Source organism: Mesorhizobium sp. M0633, assembly GCF_040320645.1.
In the GTDB taxonomy this organism is placed as follows: Bacteria; Pseudomonadota; Alphaproteobacteria; order Rhizobiales; family Rhizobiaceae; genus Mesorhizobium.
Window position 1 is genome coordinate 89,251 of sequence record NZ_JAMYQC010000005.1, and the last position, 18,992, is coordinate 108,242.

Below are 18,992 nucleotides of genomic sequence, written 5' to 3' on the forward strand. Positions count from 1 at the left end.
GAGATTTTCTCACAGATAACACACTAACAATATCAATTGATTTTTCAATGCAGCTACGGGACACTTTGCCCAGGCATTGCATCAAGACGTGAAATCTGCAGGCAGCCGACGGCTGCGGCTATCGGGGCCGCTGTCCGCGCGCCGCACCAGCCATGGAGGACCGACATGGGTTACGACCGCGGCAAGCTCGAAGCGTTGCGCCGCAAATACGGCGAGAGCCATGGCGGCGAAATGTTCGACCCGAAATTCCAGCGTGTCGCCGACAAGATCTTCTCCAAGACCGGCACGCGACTGGCGCCCTATTCCGGCATCCCGACCTTCCTCGCGGCGCCCTATCGGGAAATCGCCGCCGACAATCCGGATTTCGGCGATCTGCAGGTGGCGATGATCGGTGTGCCGATGGATCTGGGCGTCACCAACCGGCCGGGCGCCCGTTTCGGGCCAAGGGCGCTGCGCGCCATCGAGCGCATCGGCCCCTACAATCATGTGCTGGAATGCGCACCGACGCATGAGCTGAAGGTCGCCGACATCGGCGATGTGCCGTTCCAGAGCCGCTACCGGCTAGAGACCAGCCATGACGACATCGAACGCCGCACCAACCAGATCGTCGACGCCGGCGTTCTGCCGCTTTCGGTCGGCGGCGATCATTCGATCAGCCATCCGATCCTGAAGGCGGTCGGCAAAAAGGCGCCTGTGGGCATGATCCATATCGACGCCCATTGCGACACCAGCGGCCTGTTCGACATGACCAAGTTCCACCATGGCGGGCCGTTCCGTAACGCGGTGCTGGACGGCGTGCTCGACCCGAGCCGCACCATCCAGATCGGCATTCGCGGCTCGGCCGAGTATCTGTGGGAGTTCACCTATGAGTCCGGCATGACCGTCGTGCATGCCGAAGAGGTGACCGGCCTCGGCATTCCCGCCATTATCGACAAGGCGCGCAGGATAGTCGGCGACGGCCCGACCTATGTCTCGTTCGATATCGACAGCATCGATCCTGCCTTCGCGCCGGGCACCGGCACGCCGGAGGTCGGCGGGCTGACGACGCGCGAAGTGCTCGAGCTGCTGCGCGGCCTGAAAGGCCTCAACATCGTCGGCGGCGACGTCGTCGAGGTGGCACCGCAGTACGACGCGACCAGCAACACGGCGCATGCCGGCGCGCAGGTGCTGTTCGAGATCCTCAGCCTGATCGTCTTCAGCCCGGCAATCACCAGCAAGGCGGGCTGACACGCTCGACCATGATCCCGAAAAGTGGGAACCGGTTTTCGGAGAAGATCATGGTCCACTAGAGAACCCAAAGGCGACCGCCGCGCTGGAGTCGGCGGTTGCACTCAAACAAACAAGCTTCCAGCAGGGGAATGACAATGACACTTCACATGAAGCTCAAATCATCCATCGCCGCCGTGCTGATGCTCGGCGCGACCGGTCTTGCTTTCACCAACCAGGCCGCCAATGCCGACGCGATCGACGACATCGCCAAGGCCGGCGCCATCAATGTCGGCATCTTTTCCGACTTCCCGCCCTTCTCCTCGGCCAGCGCCGACATGAGCATCAAGGGCTACGACATCGACGTGGCGCAATCCATCGCCGACCAGCTCAAGGTCAAGCTCAATCTGGTCAGCGTGACCGGCCAGAACCGCATTCCGTACCTGACCGACAAGCGGGTCGACCTGCTGATGAGTGTCGGCTATTCCAAGGAGCGTGAGCAGGTGATCGATTTCGCCGCCGCCTACGCGCCCTATTACATCGCAGTCATCGGCCCGGCAGCTCTTGCGGTCAAAGGCAAGGAAGACCTCGCCGACAAGTCGATCGCCGTCAATCGCGGCACGCTGGAGGATACCTCGCTGACCGAGGCGGCACCGGCCTCGGCCGACATCCGCCGCTTCGACAACTATAATTCCGTCATCCAGGCCTTCATTTCGGGCCAGACCCAATTGATGGTGGTCGGCAACGATGTCGGCGCCCAGGTGCTTGCCCGCCAGGAGGAACTGAAGCCGGAGCAGAAATTCCAGCTTCTCACCTCGCCCTCGCATATCGGCCTCAACAAGAAGGAAGACCGCCTGAAGCAGGCGGTCAATGACGCGGTTGCCAAGATGCTGGCCGACGGCAGACTGGACGAAAGCTCGAAAGCCTGGCTGAAGACGCCGCTCGATCCCGCCAATCTCAAGGATTGATGGCCGGTGAGCTATAGCCTCGACTTCGGCTGGCTTGCCGGGGCGACAGGGGCGATCGCGCGCGGCGCGGCCACGACGATCCTGTTGATCACTGTCACCACGCTGGCGGGAACGTTGCTCAGCATCCTCGGCGCCGCAGGGCGGCGGAACGGTCCGCTCCTGCTCAAGCGGGCGATCGGCGTCTATGTCGAGGTGATCCGCAACACGCCGTTCCTGGTGCAGCTATTCTTCATCTTCTTCGGGCTGCCCAGCATCGGCGTCAGGCTCGATCCGATGGTGGCAGCCATGCTGGCGATGACGCTCAACATGGCTGCCTATACGATCGAGATCGTTGGCGCCGGGCTCGACGCGGTGCCGCCCGGGCAGACGGAAGCGGCACTGGCGCTTGGGCTCAGGCCGCGCCAGGTCTTCATCAAGATCGTTCTGCCGCAGGCGCTCAAGGTGATCTATCCGGCGCTGACCAGCCAGATCGTCATCATGATGCTGGAATCCGCCGTGGTATCGCAGATCGCCGTTCGCGAGCTGACCTATGAAGCCGACATGCTGCAGGCGCGCACGTTCCGGGCTTTCGAGACCTATTTCATCGTGACGATGGTCTATCTCATCCTGTCGATTGGGCTGCGCCGGCTGCTGGTCGGCGGCGGGCGCCGGCTTCTCGGAGCCGGCGTGTCATGATCGAATTCACCTTCTGGGACATTCTGCGCAACCTGCTGCTGGCGGCGCGCTGGACGGTGCTCTTGTCGCTGGCCGCCTTTGTCGGCGGGGCCGTGGTCGGCATGATCGTGTTGTTCTTCCGGATCGCCAAGAATAAATGGGCGCGCCGGTTTGCCTCCGGCTACATCGCGCTTTTCCAGGGCACGCCGCTGCTGATGCAGCTCTTCCTGATGTTCTTCGGCTTGCCGATGCTGGGCCTGCGCATCGAGCCGTGGACCGCGGCGGTGCTTGGCCTGACCTTCTTTGCCAGCGCCTATCTCGCCGAGATCTGGCGCGGCGGCGTCGATGCACTGCCGCGCGGCCAGTGGGACGCCGGCGCCAGCCTCGGCCTGCACTATCTACAGGAACTCCGGCTGATCATCTTGCCTCAGGCGTTTTCGATCACCCGCGCACCGACCGTCGGCTTTCTGGTGCAGCTGATCAAGTCGACCGCGCTGACGTCGATCATCGGTTTCGAGGAGCTGGTGAGGACATCCAACGCGATCAACAATGCGACCTTCGAACCGTTCAAAGTCTATGGGCTGGTAGCGCTGATCTTCTTCGTCATGTGCTTTCCGCTGACGCAATACGCACGTTCGCTCGAGCAGCGGGCGGCGGCCCGCTGAGCGGGCGACCAGCAATTCAACGCCCGAATACCAGCGGCGGCGCGATCTTGTCTCGCCGCAGCCAGCGCACCAGCAGGAGTGCCGCAACCACCGCCAGTCCCGACGACAGGCCGATCCAGATGCCGACGCCGTTGAAGCCGAAACGAAAGGCCAGCAGCACGCCGAGCGGCAGCCCGATGCCCCAATAGCCGATCGCGGCATAGATCATCGGCACCTTGGTGTCGTGCAGGCCGCGCAGCATGCCGCTGGCGACCGCCTGCGCACCGTCAAAAACCTGGAACAGCGCGGCAAAGGCGAGGAACGACACGGCAAGCGCCACCACCTCGGCATTAGCCGGATTGCCGAGATCGATGAAGGCGCCGATCAAGAGATGCGGCCACAGGATCATCACTAGCCCCATCAGCGCCATGAAGGAGACACTGACGACATAGGCGGTCCAGCCAGCCCGGCTGACACCTTCCGGATTGCCGGCGCCGTGGGCAAGTCCGACGCGCACCGTCACCGCCTGGTTGAGGCCGAGCGGCACCATGAAGGTGATCGAGGCGATCTGGATGGCGATCGCATGGGCGGCAAGCGAAGCCGCATCGATCAGGCCCATGAGAAAGGCCGCCGCGTTGAAGATCGTCACCTCGAACGCCAGCAGGCCCGCGATCGGCAGGCCGAGCCGCAGCAGGCCCTTGAAGCGCGGCCAGTCGGCGCGCCAGAAGCGTCCGAACAGACGATAGCGCCGGAATTTCTTCTCAAGCATCACCACCGCCGCCATGCCGGCGAACATCAACGTGCTGGACAGAGTGGTGGCGAGGCCGGAGCCGGCGATGCCCATCGATTGGATGCCGAGATTGCCGAACATGAACAGCCAGTTGAAGAAGGCGTTGCAGGCGACGGCAACGAAGACGATGATCAGCGCCCAGCCCGGCCGTTCCAGCGCCGAAATGAACGAGCGCAGGACGATGTAGCCGAAAAAGGGCAGCACCGCCCATTCGAGCCAGCGCAGATAGATGCCGGCCTGGTGCGCCAGCGCCGGTTCCTGACCCATGGCCAGCAACACGCTCTCGCCGTGCCAGAGAAGGGCCCATATCGGAATGCAAATGAGGATCGCCAGCCATAGACCCTGGCGCACGGTGCGGCGCAGGTCGCGCACCGAGTGCCGGCGACGGCCGAGCTCGGTCGCCATCATCGGCGAGGTCGCCAGCATCAGGCCGAGCCCGAAGATGAGCGGCATGAAGTAGAGGTTGGCACCAAGCGCACCGCTGGCCAGCGTGTCCGGCCCCAGCCGCCCCATCATCATGACGTCGGTAGCGGTCATCGCGGTCTGGCCGAGATTGGTCAGCACCATCGGCCAGGCGAGCGCCAGCATCGCCCTGATTTCCCGACGCCAAAGGTTTTCCGGCGCGCGAGCGTCGGCTTCGATCGCAGACATTCTAGTTTTCCGCCTATCCGATTGCGGCACGTCGGCAAGAGCCGGAAGCCGCGTCTCAGCGCGGAAAATGGCCAAGATCGGCCGGATTCCGCATTACGACGGGTTTGTCTATCAAATGGGCACCGGTGGCAAGAGGCTGACTTGTGGAAGGGTTAAGCCAGTCGGTTCAATGCAGGCTATTGGAGAGGCTATGGAAGCCGCTATGGTCGCGGCAGATCCATTTGAAAGGCAGCCTGATGAGCGCGTTTCCCGAAATCTATCTGGTTCGGCATGGCGAGACGGAATGGAGTGCGTCCGGAAAACATACCGGCCGAACCGACATACCGCTGACGCCGGCCGGCGAGGAAGCGGCAAGGCGGATCGCTGAGCGGCTCAAGGGCCTGTCCTTCTCGGCGGTGTGGTCGAGCCCGTCGCAGCGCGCCTTCAACACCTGTGCGCTGGCCGGCTTCGGCTCGTCAGGCGTGAAGAAGGACGATCTGGCGGAGTGGGATTATGGTGCCTATGAGGGATTGACCACCAAGCAAATCCTTGCCGAAGGTCCAGGCTGGCGTCTCTTTCGCGACGGCTGCCCGAGGGGCGAGTCAGCCGCGGATGTCGGCTCGAGGGCGGACCGGATCGTCAGCCAGTTGCGCGAGGTCGGCAGCAATGTCCTGGTCTTCTCAAGCTCGCATTTCCTTAGGGTGCTGGCCGCACGCTGGCTCAGCCTGCCGCCGCAAGCCGGCGCGTTTTTCGTGCTGGATACCGCCAGCATAAGCGTGCTCGGCTATGAGCACGACCTTGACGAGCCGGTCATCCGGCGCTGGAACCAGAGATAGCAACCGATCCCGATTTATCGGATCGCGTCCAGCGCCTGCCTTTGCCTGTGCATTTCGAGAAACACGCGGTAGTCGCGATCGAACCGGCCGGCAGCAGCCGGATTGGGCCCTCGCGTCCTGCCGCCCTGTTGCATGGCGACGCAGGCAGCGTTCAAATCGGGAAAAAGCCTGGCCGCGGTGGCGGCAATCATGCCGGTGCCGAGCAGCACCGCCTCGTCCGCCAGCGGCTCGACCACCGTGCAGCCGGTGGCATCGGCATAGAGCTCCATCAACAGCGGGTTCTTGGTGTGGCCGCCGGTGACGTGCAGCGTGTCGATCAGATAGCCGTTCTCGTTCAGAGCTTCCAGCACATGACGGACGCCAAGCGCGATGCTGACGGCGGTGCGCCAGTAGAGCTTGCACAGACTGTCGAAGGAGGCATCCAGCGTCAGCCCGCTGATGACGCCGACGGCATGCGGGTCGGCGAGCGGCGAGCGGTTGCCGTGAAAATCGGGCAGTACGTGCAGCCTTGCGGCGAGGTTGTCGCCCTCGGCGGCGCGCAGCTCGGCGACGCGGTGGGCAATCCTGGCATGCATGGCGGCATCCGGCTCGCCGCCGGCGCCATGCCAGCGGATGATGTGGTCGAGCAGCGCGCCGGTGGCCGACTGGCCACCTTCCGACAGCCACAGGCCGGGAAGGGCTGCGCCATAATATGGGCCCCAGACACCGGCGAAAGGCTGCGGGTCGGGCGACATCGCCATGACGCAACTCGACGTACCGGCAATCAGGGCCAGATGGCGGCCGATGTTCGTCGCGTCACCGGCGAAACCGCCGAGCACGCCAAGCGCGCCGGCATAGGCATCGATGACGCCGGCGCCGACCCGGCATTTTTCGGTGAGGCCAAGCTCCGTCGCGGCTTGCGCGCCGAGCGGGCCGATATCGGCACCGACCGGGCTTGCCTTTTCCGGCAGGTTGCCGTGCTCAAAGATATCGCCGAGCCCGACGGCTTCGAAGAAGTCGCGCCGCCAGCCGGTCGCTTCATGGGCTAGATAGGTCCATTTGGCGGTCAGCGTGCATTGTGAACGGGAGAGCGAGCCGCTTGCCTTCCAGGTGAGGAAGTCGGTGAGGTCGAATAGATAGCCGGCTTCGTTCCATGTTCCGGGCAGGTTGCGCTTCAGCCACATCAGCTTCGGCGTCTCCATTTCCGGCGACATGACGCCGCCGATATAGTCGAGCACAGCGTGGCCGCTTTCAGTGCATTCGTCGGCCTCGGCAATTGCGCGATGGTCGAGCCAGACAATGGTGTCCCAGCGCCTTTCACCAGTGACGGACACGCTGAGCTGGCCGCCATGCCGGTCTCGCACCACCAGCGAGCAGGTGGCGTCAAAGGAGATGCCGACGATATCCTCGGCCCGCACGCCCGCCTTTTCGCGGGCAGCGCGGACGGCCATGCACACCGCCGACCATATATCCTGCGAATCGTGCTCGGCATGGTCGGCCTTCGGCTGTTGCATGGCGATCGGGTGCTCGGCGCGGCCGAGCAAGGCGCCACCGGTGTCGAGAATGCCGGCACGAGCGCTTCCGGTGCCGACATCGACCGCGCAAACGAAACTGTTGGTCAAGGTGTTCTTGCTCTCGCTCCCAAGCCTGCAATCAGATCGGGCAATTGCAGCATGTCAGCGAATATAAAGTCCGGCTCACTCGACGCAAGCCGCGCTTTCAATGCCGGGTTGCCGGTGTGCGAGCCGCCGGTGAAGGCAAGGACGCGCATGCCGGCCGCCCGCGCCGCTTCGATGCCGGCCGGGCTGTCCTCGACGACGAGGCAGTTTCGCGGGGCCGCTCTCATTTTATCTGCTGCGTGGAGAAAGAGATCGGGCGCCGGTTTGCCCCGCGCCACCATGGCGGCGCTGAACAAATGCGGCTCCAGCAGCCCAAGCAACCCGGTGACGGCGAGCGCATAGCGGATGCGTTCCAGGGTGCCGGAGGAGGCGACGCAGCACGGTACGCCGAGCCTCGGCAGGACCTGTGCGATACCTGGCATCGGTTTCAGCTCCTCGCGGAATCTGCGCATCAGTTCGGAGCGCATCTCGGTCAGATGCTGGTCGGTGAGATCGAGCCCGAAGTCGCTTGCGAGGATTTCGCGGACGCTCTTCATGCTCTTGCCGAGGAAGTGCTCGTAGGCAATGTCCTCGCTGACGTTGCCGCCGGCAAGCGCGATCATCTCCAGCAATGCCGAGACGGACAGCATCTCACTGTCCACCAGCACGCCGTCACAGTCGAAAATGACCAGTTCAGGCGTCATCGCGCTGGATCGGCTTCAGAGGTCGCCGGCGAGATAGCGCGTCAGTGTCGCGCGCGCGCCGTCCGCCCACAGCAGTCTCAGCGCTTGGCCGAAGGCTTCAGCGAACGGCGGCGAGCGGCCGACATCGCCATAGATGTCCTCCATGGCAAGCCAGGCGGCAGGCATGTCCCTGGCCGCCTTGGCCGTCGCCTGCAACCGGCCCCAGTTCGGGTCGTTGGGCTCGGTGACGGCACCGGAATCCGTCGTGCCGAAGCAGTAGCGACACCAGAGCGCCGATTCCAGCGCAAGGCCGGTGACACTTTTGCCAGCCTTCAGCCGGTCGGCGATGGTCGGGATGATGAATTTCGGCTGGCGGTTGGAGCCGTCGAGGCAAAGCCGGCGTATGGTGTCGCCGATCTTCGGATTGGAGAAGCGGTGCTCGATGAGCTGGTAGTAATCTTCGAGGTCGGTGTCCGGAACCGGCGGCACGGTCGGGATGATTTCGTCATGCTCGAGCTTGTCGAGGAAGCCGCGTACCAGCGGCTCCTGCATCGCCTCATGGACGAAATGGATGTCCATCAGCCCGGCCGGATAGGCGATGGTCGCATGGCCGCCATTGAGGATGCGGATCTTCATCAGCTCATAGGGCGCGACGTCGCTGACGAACTGCACGCCGACCTTTTCCAGCGGCGGGCGGCCGTCGGTGAAACGGTCCTCCAGCACCCATTGCTTGAACGGTTCGCAAAACACCGGCCAATTGTCGTCGAGGCCGAACTCGCTGGAGAGAATGCCGCGCTCGCGGTCGGTGGTGGCCGGCGTGATGCGGTCGACCATGCCATTGGGAAAGGCAACGTTCTCGCTCACCCAGTTTGCCAAACCTTCGTCGATCAGCCGCGCAAGGCCGATGACGCCATCTGAGGTGACGTGGCCGTTATGGGGGATGTTGTCGCAGGACATAATTGTGAAGGGCACGATACCGTCGGCGCGGCGGCGCAGCAGCCCGGCGAGGACGAGGCCGAAGACGGTCTTCGGCGTCGCCCCCGGCTCAGCGTCGGCAACGATGTCGGGATGTGTCGGATTGAAGACGCCGGATGCCGGATCGATGAAATATCCGCCCTCGGTAATGGTCAGGGAGACGATCTTGATCGACGGATCGGCAAGCCGCTCGACGATTGCGACCGCATCGCCCGGCACCAGAAAGTCGATCATGACGCCGGTGACGCGCGCGCTCATATGGCCGCTGTCCTGCTCGACCACGGTGGTCAGCCAGTCCTGCTCCTGCAACTTGCCGCGGCCGACCTTCTCGCCCTCGAAGACGCCGGCGCCAACAATGGCCCAGTCGTGGCCGACACCCGAATTGAACAGGTCGTCGAGATAGACGGCCTGGTGCGAGCGATGGAAATTGCCGACGCCGAAATGCACGATGCCGGCCTTGAGCGCGGCGCGATCATATTTCGGGCCGGCGACCTTGGGCGGCAGCTTGGCGAGGATGGAAGAAGAGAGTTTCACGGTCATCTGCTTTTACCCTTTAGCGGGACGGCTCTTCCCCCCGTGGAGGAGACGGGGGGAAGAGCGCCTTCGCCCCCTCAACTCATCCACTGGCCGCCATCGACATTGTAGGTCTGGGCGACGATGTACTCGGCCTCATCGCTGGCCAGGAACACCGCCATGCCGGTGAGGTCTTGCGCCGTGCCCATGCGGCCATAAGGCACGGCTTCGCCGACCAGCCTCTTCTTCTCGCCCCTCGGCCGGTTCTCGAACTTGGCGAACAAGGCATCGACATGGTCCCAATGCTCGCCGTCGACGACACCCGGGGCGATGGCATTGACGTTGATGCCGTGTTTGATCAGATCGAGCCCTGCCGACTGGGTGAGCGAGATGACCGCCGCCTTGGTGGCGCAGTAGACGGTGACCAGCGCCTCGCCGCGGCGCCCGGCCTGGCTTGCCATGTTGATGATCTTGCCGCCCTTGCCCCGGGCAATCATCGAACGGGCGGCGGCCTGCAACGTAAACAGCGTGCCGGCGACGTTGACCGAAAACAATTTGTCGTAGCTTGTCTTGGTGATCTCGACGATCGGCGCCAGGTCGAACAAAGCAGCGTTGTTGATCAAGATATCCAGGCCGCCGGCCCTGGCTTCGACCGCCTTGACGGCCTCATCGATAGACGCGAGATCGGTGACGTCGAGCTTTACCGCGTAGGCGTTGCGGCCGATTTCCGAAGCCGTCTTCTCGGCGGCTTCGAGATTGATGTCGCCAATCGCGACCGTCGCCCCTTCGCGCATGTAGGCTTCGGCAAACGCCCTGCCGATGCCGCGCGCCGATCCGGTAATCAGCGCCGATTTACCCCGGAGCCTCATTGCAGCATCGCCTTCCCGTCGGCGCCGAAACGATGCAGCTTGGCCTTTTCCGGCGTCAGGTAGATCGTGTCGCCGTGATGGGCGGCCAACTCGCCGTCGGCACGCACCGTCAGCTGCCCGACACCATCCGCCTGGACGTGCAAAAACGTGTCGGAGCCGAGATGCTCGGCAACCCCGACCGTCGCCTTCCAGTCGCCTGACGTCTTCGAAATGTTCATATGCTCCGGGCGAATGCCGACTGTCTTGGCGCCATATTTGGCGGCCGGCGCGCCTTCGATCAGGTTCATCTTCGGCGAACCTATGAAGCCGGCGACGAACAGGTTCTTCGGCGTCTTATAGAGCTCCATCGGCGAGCCGACCTGCTCGATATTGCCGGCATTGAGCACGACGATCTTGTCGGCCATGGTCATCGCCTCGATCTGGTCGTGGGTGACGTAGACCATGGTTGTCTTGAGCTGGTGATGCAGCTCGCTGATCTCCAGCCGCATGGTGCCGCGCAGCGCCGCGTCGAGATTGGACAAAGGCTCGTCGAACAGGAAGGCGGACGGCTGGCGCACGATGGCGCGGCCGATGGCGACGCGCTGCCGCTGACCGCCGGAGAGCTGGCCGGGGCGGCGGTCGAGGTAGTTGGTGAGGTTCAGGATCCGCGCGGCGTCCTTCACCTTCTTGTCGATGGTCGCCTGGTCCTCGCCCGCCATCTTCAGCGGGAAGGCGATGTTCTTGGCCACCGTCATGTGCGGGTAGAGCGCATAGGACTGGAACACCATAGCCAGCTTGCGCTTGGCCGGCGCCTCGCCGGTGACGTCGCGACCATCGATGATGATGGTGCCGCCGCTGGTATCCTCGAGACCGGCGATCAGACGCAACAGGGTGGATTTGCCGCAGCCCGACGGGCCGACGAAGACGACGAACTCTCCGTCCTCGATGACGAGATCGAGGCCGGGGATGATGGACGTCGCCCCGAAGGATTTGGAGACGTTCTTGAGCGTGATGTTTCCCATGGTTTCCTCCCCCGAAGGGCTATCTTTTCGTTTTGCGTCAGGCGATGCCCGCTACTTTACCGCACCGAATGTCAGGCCTCGGACCAGCTGCTTCTGGCTGAACCAGCCCATGATCAGTATCGGCGCGATCGCCAGCGTCGAGGCGGCCGAAAGCTTGGCCCAGAACAGCCCCTGCGGGCTGGAGAAGGAGCTGATGAAAGCGGTGAGCGGCGCGGCCTCGGTGGTGGTCAGCCGGATCGTCCAGAACGCCTCGTTCCAGGCGAGAATGATGTTGAGCAGCATGGTCGAGGCGATGCCGGGGACCGCCATCGGCGTCAGCACATAGATGATCTCGTTCCAGAGCGATGCGCCGTCCATGCGCGCCGCTTCCAGGATCTCGCCCGGGATCTCGCGAAAATAGGTGTAAAGCATCCAGACCACGATCGGCAGGTTGATCAGCATCAGCATGACCATCAGGCCGATGCGGCTGTCGAGCAGACCGGTATCGCGGAAGATCAGATAGATCGGAAACAGCACGGCGACGGCCGGCATCATCTTGGTGGAAAGCATCCACATCAGGATGTCCTTGGTGCGTTTGCCCGGCGAAAACGCCATCGACCATGCCGCCGGTATGGCGACGAGCAGAGCCAGGATGGTCGAGCCGACCGACAGGAACACCGAGTTCAGGAAGAATTTGAAATAGCCGTTCTGCGCCTGGACCTCGGAATAGCTCTCCGTGGTTCCCGACGGGAACAGGTTGAAGCCCTGGATAGCCTCCTGCTCCGACTTGAACGAGGTGATGATCGTATAGAGGATCGGGAAGAAGATCAGCAGCGCGACGATCCAGGCGGCCGCGGTAGCAATCGTCTTGTGCTGGGTGGTGACTGCACGTGCCATGGTCAGGTCCTCCCTATCGGCGATGTTGGCGGCAGGGTCGACCCCCACTCCGGTTTGCTGCGCAAACCACCTCTCCCCCGATCGACGGGGTAGAGGAAGGGCGCGGCTTCGATGCAGGCCTTTCCTCTCTCCCGGGCAGGGGGAGAGGTGTCCCGCGCAGCGGGACGGAGTGGGGGTGGTTCAGCGCACGTGCCATCTTATCCTCCCTTATTTATCCAGGTTCTTGCCGACAGCGCGCATGGCGAAGAAGGCAACGATGTTGGCGAGAATGACGGCAATGATACCGCCGGCGGACGCCTGGCCGATTTTGAACTCCAGCAATGCCTTCTGATAGACGAGGAAGGGCAGGTTGGTGGAGGCGTAACCCGGGCCGCCATTGGTGGTGACGAGGATCTCGGCATAGACCGACAGCAGGAAGATCGTCTGGATCAGGATGACGACGGTTATGGCGCGCGACATATGAGGCAGCGTCAAATAGATGAAGCGGCTGATGAAGCCGGCGCCGTCCATTTCGGCGGCTTCCTTCTGCTCGACGTCGAGCGACTGAAGCGCGGTCAACAGGATCAGCGTAGCAAACGGCAGCCATTGCCAGGCAACGATGATGATGATCGCCAGGAGCGGGTGCTGCCCGAACCAATCGATCGGCTGCCCGCCGAAGAAGCGCGCAATATCGGCGAAAACCCCGTACTGCGGATGCATGATCATGTTCTTCCAGACCAGTGCTGCCACCGGTGGCATGACGAAGAACGGCGAGATGACAAGGATGCGGACGATGCCCTGTCCCCACATCGGCTGATCAAGCAGAAGGGCGAGCAGAATACCGCCGATCACCGTGATCAAAAGCACGCTGACGACGATGGTGAGCGTGTTGAGGATCGACTGCAGGAATGCCGGGTTGGAATAGAACAGCGCGTAGTTCGAAAACCCGACGAAGCCGTCGCGCATCGGATTGAGCGGGTTGTATTGCTGGAAGGAAAACCACAGCGTGAATGCCAGCGGCACAATCATCCAGACCAGCAGCAGCACCACGGATGGCGCCATCATGAAACGGGCAAGCGAACGGGTCTGCTGAGTAGCCATGACGGTCACCCTTCGAGGTCGGCCAAGTTTTTCAGCGGTGTGAAAGCTGGCCGCCCGAACTGGGATTCGGGCGGCCGTTGCCGGTCGCCATTGGCAACCGGCACCGGGAGGAGCTTACTTGATGTAACCGCCCTCGGTCATCGTCGCGGTGGCGGCGTCCTGCGCCTGCTTCAAGGCATCGTCGACGCTCGACTGGCCGGCAAGTGCCGCCGAGAAGAGCTGGCCGACGGTGGTGCCGAGACCCTGGAACTCAGGAATGGCGACGAACTGGACGCCGACATAAGGCACCGGCTTGACGGTTGGGTGCGTCGGATCGGCGGAGTTGATCGAGTCCAGCGTCATCTTGGCGAAAGGTGCTGCCTTCTGGTATTCGGGATTGGCATAGAGCGACGAGCGCGTTCCCGGCGGAACATTGGCCCAGCCTTCCTTCGAGGCGACGAGCTCGGCATAGTGCTTGCTGGTTGCCCAGGATACGAACTTTTGAGCGGCGTCGGCCTTCTGCGTGCCGGCGGGGATGGCTAGCGACCATGCCCACAGCCAATTGCCGCGCTTGCCGAGGCCATTGTCCGGCGCCAGCGCATAGCCGACCTTGTCGGCGACGGTGGAGTTCTTCGGGTCGGAAACGAAGGAGGCAGCGACGGTAGCGTCGATCCACATGCCGCATTTGCCCTGCTGGAACAGCGCCAAGTTTTCGTTGAACCCATTGGACGACGCGCCCTCGGGGCCGTCGGCTTTCATCAGGTCGACATAGAACTGCAGCGTGTTCTTCCATTCGGGCTGGTCGAATTGCGGCTTCCAGTTCTCGTCGAACCAGCGCGCGCCGAACGAGTTCGACATGGCGGTCAGGAAGGCCATGTTCTCGCCCCAGCCGGCCTTGCCGCGCAGGCAGACGCCGTTCACGCCGTTGGCGCGGTCGGTCATCTTGTCGGCGGCCTGCTTGATGAAGTCCCAGGTCGGTGCATCGGGCATCTTGAGCCCGGCCTTTTCCATCAGGTCCTTGCGGTACATGACGAAGGAGCTTTCGCCGTAGAACGGGGCGGCGTAGAGCTTGCCGTCGACCGACAGGCCGCCGGCTATGGCCGGGATGATATCCTTGACGTCGTAATCGTCGCCGAGCTTGTCGAGCGGCAAAAGCCAGTTCTGCTTGGCCCAGATCGGCACTTCATAGGTGCCGATGGTCATCACGTCGTACTGGCCACCCTTGGTGGCGATGTCGGTGGTGACGCGCTCGCGCAGGACGTTTTCCTCGAGCGTGACCCACTGCAGCTGAATGTCGGGATTTTTGGCGGTGAAGTCGTCGGTCAGCTTCTGCATGCGGACCATGTCGCCATTGTTGACCGTGGCGATGGTGATGGATTCGGCATGCGCTGCGAAAGCGAGGGCGCTGGCCGAGAACAGGCCTAGGGTGAACGTGCGAAGTTTCATCAAAATTCCTCCCATAAACCAAGATGAGCATTTGCCTTGGCTGTGAGCAATTACTCACTTGCGATGAATTATGTCAAGACGGATTCGTTGCTGCAGCGCAGCACGCCGGGTCTCGTGCAGCGGCAAGCCTGGGACGTTTGCGGCATGTCTGACGAAGGATTCGGCCGGGCTGATTGGGCCCGGCGCTTTGCTCGGGCTTGCTGGGATTCAGCCTACTGGCAAGCGATCTCGCTCAGGATCCAATCGCGGAAGGCGCGGATCTTCGGCACGTTGCGTCGTGCCGTCGGATAGACCAGCCAATAGGCGTGGCCGTCGTCACCGACCAGATCAAAGGGCTGGATCAGGCGGCCGTCGGCAAGTTCGGTCTTGAACAGCGCCTTGGTAACGATCGCCACGCCGTGGCCGGCAATCGCGGCATTGGCCTCGTAGGCCTGCGCGCCCATGCTGGTGCCGGGACGCTTGGCCAGCTCCTCGACCGGCAGGCCGGCGGCGGCAAACCAGTCCCGCCACCAGATGTCACCCGGGTCGAGGATCGGCAGCCGCAGCAGGTCGGCCGGCTCCTTGACGCCGCCGATGCTTGCCGCGAGCTTTGGACTAAGGACCGGCGTGAAATCGGCCCTGAAAAGCATATGGGTCTCGACGCCCGGCCAGTTGCCGCCGCCGGAGCGGATGGCGATGTCGATATCCTCTCTGGCAAAGTCGACAACCCTGTTCGAAGTATCGACGCGCACCGCCAGCGACGGATGCGCGACCTGGAACGAACCGAGATGCTGCGCCAGCCAATTGGAGGCAAATGTCAGCAGCGTCGAAACGCAAAGCACGCCGTCGGCGCCGGTGCGCGCGGCGGCATAGGCGCCGCTCAACAGCGCGAACGCCTCGCTGACCGCGGGCGCCAGGCGCTGGCCGGGTTCGGTCAGCACGATCTGTTTTGGCTGGCGCAAGAACAGGGGCGCGCCGATGCGCTCCTCCAGAAGCTTGATCTGATAGCTTGCCGCCGCCTGCGTCATGCCAAGCTCCTGGGCGGCCTTGGTGAACGAGAGATGCCGCGCCACCGCCTCGAACACCCGGATCGCCTGAAGCGGAGGAAGCTGCGAAACCAGCTGTCGTGAATTGAGCTCCGGCATAAGCCCTCCTTATGGGCAGTGATCGACGTTTGATTGGCGGCACCGGCCGGTCCTACCGATATTCCGTATTGAAGATCAATTACGCCTAGGGATAGCGAAGGCTGACGATCATGACCACAATACAGGAAAAGCTGCTTCTTGCTCCAGCCCATGGCTGGTTTTCACGGTTGGCGCGGGGGTTGGCAAGGCACGCGGCGCGGAAACGGGCCTATCTCGACGTCCGGGAGCTGCCGCCGCATCTGCAGCGCGACATGGGCTTTCTCGACGGCAACGATCCTTGCGGCCGGCACCAGTAGTGACGCTCGTTTTATCGGGGCTTCAGGTGCGTTTCGATTTCACATGATCGCCAGCGGCTCGGAGATCATGCGCCCGCCAGCAAGGCGGCGGCGGTCCGCTCATCGGTGATGAGGCCGTTGACCAGCCGCCGGTTGACGGCCGCGAAGATGCCCGGCAGCTTGCGGTCGCCCATGGCAAGCGCGATCACCAGCGACTTTTCGCGCGACGGCAGCGGTGCCGACGACACCCGATCATTGGTGATGCCCTCGATCATGCGGCCGTCACGATCGAATACCCAGCCGACGATCTCGGCGACGCCGCCGGCCTTCTGCAGCGCCTTTAATTCACCCTCCGAAATGAAGCCGTCCTCGTAAAGCGGCGCCTTCGGGCCGAGATCGCCGATGCCGACAAAGGTGACGTCGGCCTCGGCCGCAAGCGCCAGCGTCGGCTGGATCATCGGCTGGCTGAGCAGCATCTCGCGCTCCTCGGGCGAGGAAGCGATGACCGGCAAAGGCATCGGAAACGAACGCGCCTTGACCCTGTCGGCCATGGTGAAGATGACGTTGTAGAAGGCCGCCGAGCCGTCCGGCGAGATGTTGCCGGTCAGCGACACCACTTTGTGCTGCGGGCATTCCATCGGCGGCAGTTGCTCGATCGCGGCCTTCAGCGTGCGGCCGGTGCCGCTCGCCATGACGATCGGCACCGGCGACCGCAGCCGCCGTTCGATCTCGGCCGCCGCCGCCTCGGCGACGCCGATGACGGTGGAGGAAGAAGAAGGGTCGCTCGGCACCACCTCGACCAGATCGAGCGCAAAGCGCGATTTCAGCCGTGCCGCAAGGTCGAGGCAATTGGCGATCGGATGGTCGACGCGCACCTTGATCAGCCCTTCGGAGACTGCGAGCGACACCAGCCGCTGCGCCGTCTGCCGCGAGATGCCAAGCGTGGCGGCGATCTGGTCCTGGGTGTTGCCTGCGACATAATAGAGCCAGCCGGCACGCGCCGCGTCGTCCAGCCTGTTGCCGCCGCTGTCCTGCCGCGAATTCAAGTTCCTGCCTCCCAATCCCGCCGAGCATAAGAGGCGGAGCGCAGTAGTTTCGCAGGGAATGAACTTGCGCGCAATTGCCTATTGTAAGAGCAATTGCTTAGTGATGAAACTTGGGTGTTTGGAGCGAAGTGACAGGTCGACCAGTCTCGTTGCAACAGCAAGACTGTCGAGGTCGCACCAATCCCGGTTCTAAAGCGCGTTGCGTTCGATCGGCCTCATGCGACGCGTTTTAGGTTCCTTTTTATGCATGTCGTCATTGCAAAACCGCTGCACACTTTGCGCGACATGCATTAGCGGGGGACGCGGCGGTTTATCTCGCGCGCTAAACGCTTTAAGGAATTTTTTGAGAATGGAGCCTTGCATGACGCCGAAAGCGGTTTTCTGGGATATGGACGGCACGCTGGTCGACAGCGAGCCGCTGCACGAGGCGGCGCTGATTGCGGCGCTGCACAGCGTCGGCATCGCGCCGCCGGCCGACCTGCATGAGCGCGTGCTCGGCATCGCCGCATGGCCGGTCTACGAAATGCTGCGCGACGAGTTCGGCCTCGACCTGCCTTTCGACGACTGGATCGTGCGCAAATACGATCACTATCTGCCGATGGCCGAAACGCTGACGCCACGCACCGGCGCGATCGAGATTTTCAATGAGATGCTCGCGCTTGGCGTGCCGCAAGCGGTGGTGTCCAACTCGGACAGGCTGATCGTCGATGCCAATCTGCGCGCCGTAGGCCTCGTATATCCCGGCATGAAGACGGTCAGCCGCAACGACGTGCGTGAAGGCAAGCCGCATGCCGAACCTTTCCTGCGCGCCGCCTGGTTGGCCGACGTCGATCCCGCCGAGGCCGTGGCGGTCGACGACAGCGTGACCGGCGCCACGGCGGGGCTGGCAGCTGGAATGAAGACGATTTTCTGGCCAGAGGTGCCCATGGAGGGGCCGCCGGGGGCGATTGTCATCAACAGCGCCGGCGAATTGCGGGCCGAACTCGGGCTTTAAGCCAGGCCCGGCGGGACCGCGCTCAACTCCGGTAGGCAGGCTCCTGCTCGTCGAGGATCGCCTTCAGTTCGGAAAGGTGGCGCTCGGCCTGGCCGGGATAGTCTTCCTGTTCCCTTGCCGCTTTCTCCGCGATCTCATCCGACAGTACCCGCAGCGGCCGGCCGGTCCACAGCGCCTTGATATAGGTTTCGGCGGCGCGCTCGAAATAGAACATGCGGTTGAAGGTGTCGGCGACGCTGTCGCCGATGACCAGCACGCCATGGTTGCCCATCATCATCACCTTGACCTTCGGGTCGACAAGAAGCTGGGAGCAGCGCTCGCCCTCTTCCTCGAAGGCCAGCCCGCCATAATGAGCGTCGACGACATGGCGGTTGAAGAAGATCGCCGAGTTCTGGTCGATCGGCGGCAACGTCGAGTCGGCGAGCGAGGCAAGCACGGTGGCGTGGATCGAGTGGACATGCATGACGCAGCGTGCATGACGCACGTTGCGATGGATGGCACCATGCAGGCCCCACGCCGTCGGGTCGGGCGCATTCGGGCCGACCAGCGTGTCGGGATCATTGGCGTCGATCAGAAGCAGATCGCTCGCCTTGATGCGCGAGAAATGCACCTGGTTGGGGTTCATCAGGAATTGCGAGCCATCGTCGTTGACCGCCAGCGAAAAATGATTGGCCACCGCCTCGTGCATGTTGAGCCGCGCCGTCCAGCGGAAGGCGCAAGCCAGATCGACGCGCTCCTCATAGAACGGCAGGTTGGTCAGCACTTCCTTCTGCAGGCGGGCGATGCTCATCGTAACCTCCGTGAAAGAGGCGAGGATGCCGCGCGA

19 protein-coding genes are annotated in these 18,992 nt (G+C 63.2%); 7 read left to right on the forward strand and 12 right to left on the reverse strand.

The features are described from left to right. Window positions 1-165 precede the first annotated feature (165 nt). The 4 genes from speB (at window position 166) to NKI47_RS06895 (ending at window position 3,493) form a co-directional block, all read left to right on the forward strand. On the forward strand, window positions 166-1,227 hold the full coding sequence (speB, locus tag NKI47_RS06880) for an agmatinase (protein ID WP_352588634.1): 1,062 nt from the start codon (window positions 166-168) through the stop codon (window positions 1,225-1,227). 137 nt (window positions 1,228-1,364) lie between these two features. Next, window positions 1,365-2,174, forward strand: a complete 810-nt coding sequence (locus NKI47_RS06885; RefSeq protein ID WP_352588638.1) for a transporter substrate-binding domain-containing protein — start codon at window positions 1,365-1,367, stop codon at window positions 2,172-2,174. Window positions 2,175-2,180: 6 nt separating this feature from the next. Then, window positions 2,181-2,849 (forward strand): amino acid ABC transporter permease, encoded by a 669-nt coding sequence (locus NKI47_RS06890; protein ID WP_352588641.1) that lies wholly within the window; start codon window positions 2,181-2,183, stop codon window positions 2,847-2,849. Beyond that, window positions 2,846-3,493 (forward strand): amino acid ABC transporter permease, encoded by a 648-nt coding sequence (locus NKI47_RS06895; RefSeq protein ID WP_023722520.1) that lies wholly within the window; start codon window positions 2,846-2,848, stop codon window positions 3,491-3,493. The genes NKI47_RS06890 and NKI47_RS06895 overlap by 4 nt, the downstream gene beginning before the upstream one ends. A gap of 16 nt (window positions 3,494-3,509) precedes the next feature. Here the strand turns inward: NKI47_RS06895 and NKI47_RS06900 are convergent, their stop codons facing one another. Continuing rightward, entirely contained in the window at window positions 3,510-4,913 is a 1,404-nt protein-coding gene (locus NKI47_RS06900) for an MATE family efflux transporter (RefSeq protein ID WP_352588644.1), read from the reverse strand. 233 nt (window positions 4,914-5,146) lie between these two features. Here NKI47_RS06900 and NKI47_RS06905 point away from each other — a divergent pair, with 233 nt between their 5' ends. Then, complete coding sequence (locus NKI47_RS06905; RefSeq protein WP_352588953.1) at window positions 5,147-5,728, forward strand: histidine phosphatase family protein; 582 nt, start codon at window positions 5,147-5,149, stop codon at window positions 5,726-5,728. Window positions 5,729-5,742: 14 nt separating this feature from the next. On the opposite strand, the gene NKI47_RS06910 is transcribed toward NKI47_RS06905, so the two are convergent. The 9 genes from NKI47_RS06910 to gcvA all read right to left on the reverse strand — a co-directional run bounded on the left by NKI47_RS06910 (window position 5,743) and on the right by gcvA (window position 15,851). Continuing rightward, window positions 5,743-7,329: an FGGY-family carbohydrate kinase gene (locus NKI47_RS06910; protein ID WP_352588647.1), complete on the reverse strand. Its 1,587-nt coding sequence runs from the start codon at window positions 7,327-7,329 to the stop codon at window positions 5,743-5,745. Further along, window positions 7,326-8,009 carry an HAD family hydrolase gene (locus NKI47_RS06915; protein ID WP_352588650.1) on the reverse strand — a complete coding sequence of 228 codons (684 nt, stop codon included), beginning with the start codon at window positions 8,007-8,009 and terminating at the stop codon, window positions 7,326-7,328. Before NKI47_RS06915 ends, NKI47_RS06910 begins: the two co-directional genes overlap by 4 nt. A 15-nt stretch (window positions 8,010-8,024) precedes the next feature. Next, complete coding sequence (locus NKI47_RS06920) at window positions 8,025-9,503, reverse strand: mannitol dehydrogenase family protein (RefSeq protein WP_352588653.1); 1,479 nt, start codon at window positions 9,501-9,503, stop codon at window positions 8,025-8,027. A gap of 71 nt (window positions 9,504-9,574) precedes the next feature. Then, window positions 9,575-10,345: an L-iditol 2-dehydrogenase gene (locus NKI47_RS06925; RefSeq protein ID WP_352588656.1), complete on the reverse strand. Its 771-nt coding sequence runs from the start codon at window positions 10,343-10,345 to the stop codon at window positions 9,575-9,577. After that, the gene (locus NKI47_RS06930; RefSeq protein ID WP_023676991.1) at window positions 10,342-11,346 is read right to left on the reverse strand and encodes an ABC transporter ATP-binding protein; all 1,005 of its coding nucleotides are present in this window, start codon (window positions 11,344-11,346) and stop codon (window positions 10,342-10,344) included. The genes NKI47_RS06925 and NKI47_RS06930 overlap by 4 nt, the downstream gene beginning before the upstream one ends. A 51-nt stretch (window positions 11,347-11,397) precedes the next feature. After that, a complete protein-coding gene (locus tag NKI47_RS06935; protein ID WP_023676992.1) occupies window positions 11,398-12,222 on the reverse strand; it encodes a carbohydrate ABC transporter permease in 825 nt (274 codons plus the stop codon). A 207-nt stretch (window positions 12,223-12,429) separates the two neighbouring features. Beyond that, window positions 12,430-13,302 (reverse strand): carbohydrate ABC transporter permease, encoded by an 873-nt coding sequence (locus NKI47_RS06940; RefSeq protein WP_023676993.1) that lies wholly within the window; start codon window positions 13,300-13,302, stop codon window positions 12,430-12,432. 114 nt (window positions 13,303-13,416) lie between these two features. Beyond that, window positions 13,417-14,727: an ABC transporter substrate-binding protein gene (locus NKI47_RS06945; protein WP_023676994.1), complete on the reverse strand. Its 1,311-nt coding sequence runs from the start codon at window positions 14,725-14,727 to the stop codon at window positions 13,417-13,419. A 212-nt stretch (window positions 14,728-14,939) separates the two neighbouring features. After that, complete coding sequence (gene gcvA / locus NKI47_RS06950; protein ID WP_292662413.1) at window positions 14,940-15,851, reverse strand: transcriptional regulator GcvA; 912 nt, start codon at window positions 15,849-15,851, stop codon at window positions 14,940-14,942. 110 nt (window positions 15,852-15,961) lie between these two features. On the opposite strand from gcvA, the gene NKI47_RS06955 reads away from it, so the two are divergent. Continuing rightward, complete coding sequence (locus tag NKI47_RS06955; RefSeq protein ID WP_254815832.1) at window positions 15,962-16,147, forward strand: hypothetical protein; 186 nt, start codon at window positions 15,962-15,964, stop codon at window positions 16,145-16,147. A 65-nt stretch (window positions 16,148-16,212) separates the two neighbouring features. Here the strand turns inward: NKI47_RS06955 and NKI47_RS06960 are convergent, their stop codons facing one another. After that, window positions 16,213-17,172, reverse strand: a complete 960-nt coding sequence (locus tag NKI47_RS06960; RefSeq protein WP_352588659.1) for a sugar-binding transcriptional regulator — start codon at window positions 17,170-17,172, stop codon at window positions 16,213-16,215. Window positions 17,173-17,533: 361 nt separating this feature from the next. Between NKI47_RS06960 and NKI47_RS06965 the strand changes: the two genes are divergently transcribed. Beyond that, window positions 17,534-18,166, forward strand: a complete 633-nt coding sequence (locus tag NKI47_RS06965) for an HAD family hydrolase (protein WP_352588661.1) — start codon at window positions 17,534-17,536, stop codon at window positions 18,164-18,166. 22 nt (window positions 18,167-18,188) lie between these two features. Here NKI47_RS06965 and NKI47_RS06970 read toward each other — a convergent pair whose 3' ends face one another. Then, window positions 18,189-18,956, reverse strand: coding sequence for a class II aldolase and adducin N-terminal domain-containing protein (locus tag NKI47_RS06970; RefSeq protein WP_352588664.1), 768 nt, complete (start codon window positions 18,954-18,956; stop codon window positions 18,189-18,191). Window positions 18,957-18,992: the final 36 nt, after the last annotated feature.